Here is a 5,324-nt window from a genome sequence, read left to right as displayed (position 1 = left end):
TCGGCCGACACCGTGGAGACCGTGGACGGGCTGCGTGAGCTGCTCGCCTTCGGAGGGCTGGCCGAGCGGCGCCGCCGACTCGCCGAACAAGGCCGCCGGATCGGTTCCTCCCCGACCTCCGCTCGGCGTGGCGGGATCACCCACGCACGCGCGCGACGATCGCCGAGTGCGCCTCGGCACTGGGACCGGCGGGAGCGCCCCTGCACGACCTGCTCCGAGCGGAGCTCGCCTCTCCTCGGCGCCATCGCACCGACGCCGGAGGCAACGGCATACGCGAGGACTTGACGCTGCTCCGGGTGTGCGGTCAGGCCCTGACCGGAGCGGGGCACCGGTAGGGCCGGCGCCTGCGGGTGGCCGGACCGGGGCGGCGGTGGGGCCGACGCCTGCGGGTGGCCGGACCGGGGCCGGTGAGGCCGGTGGCCGGACGGGGCCGGTGAGGCCGGCGCCTGCCGGTGGCCGGTACGGGGCCGCCGGCAGGGCCTCACCCCGTCGTACGCCCCCACATCGGGCCGAAGCGGGCCCACTCCGCGTCCCACTGGTCGATGCGGCGACGCTCCAGGCGACCGCGAAGGGCACGGCCGGCGACCAAGGGGACGGCCGCGGCGCAGAGGCCTGCCGCGCCACCGATCAGGGAGGCACGTACACGGGCCTGGGACTCGGTGACGGGCCGGGTGACCTGGCGGCCCTCGGAATCCGTCCACACGGTGACCGGGGCACCGACGGCGCTGCCCGCCGGGACCCGCAGCTGGCCGGAGTGCTCGGACCCGTCCGCGGCGGTCCACCGTGCCGTCGCCCACACCGTCTCGGCGCGGGAGACATGGCCGTTCTCGGAGGCCGCCCCGGGGGCGCGCTCGGCGAGCCGTGCCACGAGGGGGCGCCACTCGACGCGTTCCCGGGCCAGTCCGTCCTCGACGGAACGGCTCACCGTCGTCCCGGCGAGCAGCGCGACGAACACGGTGAGCATCCACACGCCGAGGACGACCCAGGCCTCCACCCGGTCGCCACGGCGCTTGAGCGGATTGCGCCGCCAGCGCCACAGCCACACCTTCGGACCACGTAACGCCATCGAAGGCCTCCTCCTCACGAGCCCACGACCATTCCGCCGCTCTCCCCATACGGACGGCGGCGCCCGGATGCTCACTGCACCTACCCGGCGTGACGATCTCCACGGCCCCCCGCCCCGGCGAGCGCCCTGCCCAGGCGGCCCCGCGAGACCCCGTGCCCGCCTCGCCGACACCCCGTTGACCTGGGGCGCAGCCCGTTCCGGAGGTGACTGTCAGTGGTCGGGTGCAGACTGGCCGGTGTTCGGGACAAGGGCGTCAACGACGACGCCGCGGAGGTGATCGGCATGACCGAGGTACTGCTCGCCGTGGGCACGCGCAAAGGCCTGTTCATCGGGCGCCGGCGAGGTGGTGAGGCCTGGGAGTTCGACGAGAGCCCCTATTTCAACGCGCAGGCCGTGTACTCGGTCGCCATCGACACCCGGGCCGGGACCCCGCGGCTGCTGGTCGGCGGCGACAGCGCGCACTGGGGCCCGTCCGTGTTCCACTCCGACGACCTCGGCCGGACCTGGACCGAACCGGCCCGCCCGGCGGTCAAGTTCCCCAAGGAGACGGGGGCGTCCCTGGAGCGGGTGTGGCAGCTGCACCCGGCCGCCGCCGAGCCGGATGTGGTGTACGCGGGCACCGAGCCGGCCGCGCTGTACCGCTCGGAGGACCGCGGGGAGACGTTCGAGCTGGTCCGGCCTCTGTGGGAGCACCCCACGCGCTCGAAGTGGGTGCCGGGCGGCGGCGGTGAGGGCCTGCACACCGTGCTCACCGACCGGCGCGACCCGAAGGCGGTGACGGTCGCCGTCTCGACCGCCGGTGTGTTCCGCACCCTGGACGGCGGCGCGAGCTGGGCACCTTCCAACGCGGGTGTCTCCGCGGTGTTCCTGCCCGACCCGAACCCGGAGTTCGGCCAGTGCGTGCACAAGGTCGCGCGGGACGCGGCCACCCCGGACCGGCTGTACCTGCAGAACCACTGGGGCGTGTACCGCAGCGACGACGCCGGTGCGCACTGGACGGACATCGGCGAGGGGCTGCCGTCCACGTTCGGTTTCGCGGCGGTGGCGCATCCGCACAGAGGCGACACGGCGTACGTGTTCCCGATCAACGCCGACGCCGACCGGGTCCCGGCCGACCACCGGTGCCGGGTCTACCGGACGGCGGACGCGGGCAAGAGCTGGGAGCCGCTCTCGGCGGGGCTGCCCCAAGAGGACCATTACGGCACGGTGCTGCGCGACGCGATGTGCACGGACGACGCCGACCCCGCGGGCATCTACTTCGGCAACCGCAACGGCGAGGTGTTCGCGTCGGCCGACGACGGTGACAGCTGGCAGCAGCTCGCCTCGCACCTGCCGGACGTGCTGTGCGTGCGGGCCGCACTCGTCGGCTGAGGCGAGGACGAGGGGGACGGGGCAGAGGAACAGGCGGGGGACGAGGGTGCGCGCAGGCGTTGGCCACCGGTTGATCGCCGATGTCCGTACGGCAGTAGGGTGACGCCTTGTGGCACCACGACCCTTGCATGAGATCGTCGAAGCGGGCTGGGCGAAGGCCCTGGAACCGGTGGCCGAACGCGTCGCCGCGATGGGGGACTTCCTCCGCGCGGAGATCGCCGCGGGTCGCACCTACCTCCCGGCCGGGCCGAACGTACTGCGGGCCTTCCAGCAGCCCTTCGACGACGTACGCGTCCTGATCGTCGGTCAGGATCCGTATCCCACCCCGGGGCACGCGGTGGGGTTGTCGTTCTCGGTGGCGCCGGAGGTGCGGCCGCTGCCCGGCAGCCTCATCAACATCTACCGCGAGCTGAACGCCGACCTGGGGCTCCCCCAGCCGTCCAACGGCGACCTCACGCCGTGGACGCGGCAGGGTGTGCTGCTGCTCAACAGGGCGCTCACCACCGCCCCGCGCAAGCCCGCCGCCCACCGGGGCAAGGGCTGGGAGGAGGTCACGGAACAGGCCATCCGGGCCCTGGCGGGGCGCGGCAAGCCGCTGGTGTCCATCTTGTGGGGCCGTGACGCCCGTAATCTGCGCCCGCTCCTCGGCGACCTGCCCTCCGTCGAGTCCGCCCACCCCTCCCCCATGTCGGCCGACCGGGGTTTCTTCGGTTCCCGCCCGTTCAGCCGGGCCAACGACCTGCTGATCCGCCAGGGCGGCCAACCGGTGGACTGGCGCCTGCCGTGACGGGGGCGTCGGAGGGTTCCGGGTTTCTCGCCGTGGACTCCGGCGGCTCCGGGCTCCGGGCCGTGATCGGGACCGCCGAGCGTGGACCGCTGGCCCGCCGGGCGTCCGGTGAGCCGGTGCGCACGGGCGAGCGGGGCATCGATCCCGGGCACTTCATGGCGCGACTCGTGCCGTTGGTGCGCGCATTGACCGCGGAGGCGGGAGCGGTGCCGCTGACCACCGTCGCCGTCGGCGCGGCCGGGATGGCCTCCCTGGGGGGCGGGCTGCGCGCCGAACTGCCCGGTGCCCTGGCCCGGGAGTGGGGGGTGCGCCGGGTCGCACTGGCCGCCGATGCCGTGACCGCGTACGTGGGCGCGCTCGGGCCGCGCCCCGGCGCCGTGGTCGCCGGCGGTACGGGGCTGATCGCGGTGGGCACCGACCTGACCGGCTGGCGGCGTGCGGACGGCTGGGGGCATCTGCTCGGCGACTGCGGGGGCGGTGCCTGGATCGGGCGGGCCGGCCTCGAGGCCGCGCTGCGCGCCCATGACGGGCGCCAGGACGGCTCGGCCCGCCTGCTGGCCTGCGCCGAGGAGGAGTTCGGGCCGGTCGCGGGGCTGCCCGGTGCGCTGTATCCCCGTCCCGACCGGCCCGCCGTGCTCGCCTCCTTCGCACCACGCGTGGCCGCCTGCGCGGACGAGGATCCCGTCGCCGCGGGCATCCTGCGTACCGCCGCCCGGCACATGGCGGACTCCGCGGCGGCCGTGTGCCCCTCCGGCGGTGAGCCGCGCGTCGCCGTCACCGGCGGCCTGTTCGAGCTGGGCGAGCCGCTGCTGGGGCCCCTGGACGAAGAACTGGCCCGGCGGCTCCCACGGGCGCGGCGGGTACCGGCCGAGGGCGATCCGCTGCACGGCTCAGTGCGCATCGCGGCCGAACTGAGCACCGGTTCCCTCACGCTGCCGGGTGACGAGAGGATGCTGTCGGTGACCATCCGTTCGGGTGATTGATCCGATCACGTCCAATCTGTACGTAACTCAATAGACAAAACGGGACGGATACCGCTCACCTGCACCCTCCCCGAACAGAGGAGCCCAGGAAGCCAGTAACATGCGGCGCCATGAGTTCCCCCACTGGGCCCGCGGATGGCCTGCCCGTACGAATGCCGCGCCCCCGCCAGCCCGGACGGCACCGCCGTCCCGAGCCGCTGGTTGCTCCCGAGGGCGCGCCCGCGCTCGTCCTCGCCGTGCCGGGGACGCCCAGTAACACCACGCGCAGCCTCGCCGAAGAGGTCGTGAGCATCGCCCGCTCCGAGCTGCCCGGCCTCGACGCCCGCATCGGATACCTCGACGGGGACAACGCGGAGTTCCCCTCGCTGCAGGCCGTGCTCGTGCACGCGGCCGAGGAGCGCACGGCCCGTTTCGAGCAGGCCCGTGCCGCCGGCATGGACGTCAAGATGCCCGACGGTCCCGTCGCCGTCGTCGTGCCGCTGCTCGCCGGCCCGGACGGTTCGCTGCTGCGCCAGGTCCGCCAGGCCCTCATGGAGAGCCGTGTGGCCGCCGAGCTGACCGATGTCCTCGGCCCGCACCCGCTGCTCGCCGAGGCGCTGCACGTGCGGCTGTCCGAGGCCGGTCTGGCCCGTGCGGACCGTGCCCGGCTGTTCACCGTGGCGACCGCCGCGGACGGCATCATCCTCGCTTCGGTGGGCGGTGACGAGGCCGTGCAGGCGGCAGGCATCACCGGCATGCTGCTCGCCGCGCGTCTCGCCGTTCCGGTGATGGCCGCGGCCCTGGACCAGGAGGGCTCCATCGCGTCCGTCGCCGAGCAGCTGCGCTCCTCTGGCTCGCAGCAGCTGGCGCTCGCGCCGTACCTGATCGGGCCGGAGATCGAGCAGGTCCTGCTCGAGGAGGCCGCGAAGGAGGCCGGGTGCTCGGCCGCCGAGCCGCTCGGCCCGTACCCGGCGATCGGCAAGCTCGCCCTGGCCAAGTACACGACGGGCAGTGCGAGTTTCGTCACCGGACAACTCTGGGTGTGCATGCAGGTCCTGGTACAGATCGAACCAGTGCGGCTCAACGGTTCGCAGCCGCGACGGGTCTCCGAATTCAAGGTTCGAAAGCAGTTGGTTCA

General features: G+C 73.9%; 6 protein-coding genes. 5 read left to right on the top strand and 1 reads right to left on the bottom strand.

Going from position 1 to position 5,324, the window contains the following annotated elements; translation table 11 throughout:
- Positions 1–285 (top strand): hypothetical protein (locus tag ABT116_RS39090; RefSeq protein ID WP_351644409.1); only part of this gene is annotated, 285 nt, incomplete at its 5' end.
- A 196-nt stretch (positions 286–481) separates the two neighbouring features.
- Here the strand turns inward: ABT116_RS39090 and ABT116_RS39085 are convergent.
- Entirely contained in the window at positions 482–1,066 is a 585-nt protein-coding gene (locus tag ABT116_RS39085; protein WP_351644406.1) for an Rv1733c family protein, read from the bottom strand.
- A gap of 213 nt (positions 1,067–1,279) precedes the next feature.
- On the opposite strand from ABT116_RS39085, the gene ABT116_RS39080 reads away from it, so the two are divergent.
- From ABT116_RS39080 to ABT116_RS39065, 4 genes are all read left to right on the top strand, one after another.
- Positions 1,280–2,437, top strand: coding sequence for a WD40/YVTN/BNR-like repeat-containing protein (locus tag ABT116_RS39080; RefSeq protein WP_351644403.1), 1,158 nt, complete (start codon positions 1,280–1,282; stop codon positions 2,435–2,437).
- A 109-nt stretch (positions 2,438–2,546) separates the two neighbouring features.
- Positions 2,547–3,224, top strand: coding sequence for a uracil-DNA glycosylase (locus ABT116_RS39075; protein WP_351644401.1), 678 nt, complete (start codon positions 2,547–2,549; stop codon positions 3,222–3,224).
- Entirely contained in the window at positions 3,221–4,207 is a 987-nt protein-coding gene (locus ABT116_RS39070; RefSeq protein ID WP_351644398.1) for an N-acetylglucosamine kinase, read from the top strand. Before ABT116_RS39075 ends, ABT116_RS39070 begins: the two co-directional genes overlap by 4 nt.
- A 110-nt stretch (positions 4,208–4,317) precedes the next feature.
- The coding region (locus tag ABT116_RS39065; protein WP_351644395.1) for a sirohydrochlorin chelatase at positions 4,318–5,324 on the top strand (1,007 nt) is incomplete at its 3' end.

The organism is Streptomyces sp. NPDC002130, assembly GCF_040296465.1.
GTDB lineage: Bacteria > Actinomycetota > Actinomycetes > Streptomycetales > Streptomycetaceae > Streptomyces.
The sequence above is the reverse complement of the archived record's forward strand: the minus strand, read 5'-3'. Positions and strand labels throughout refer to the sequence as shown.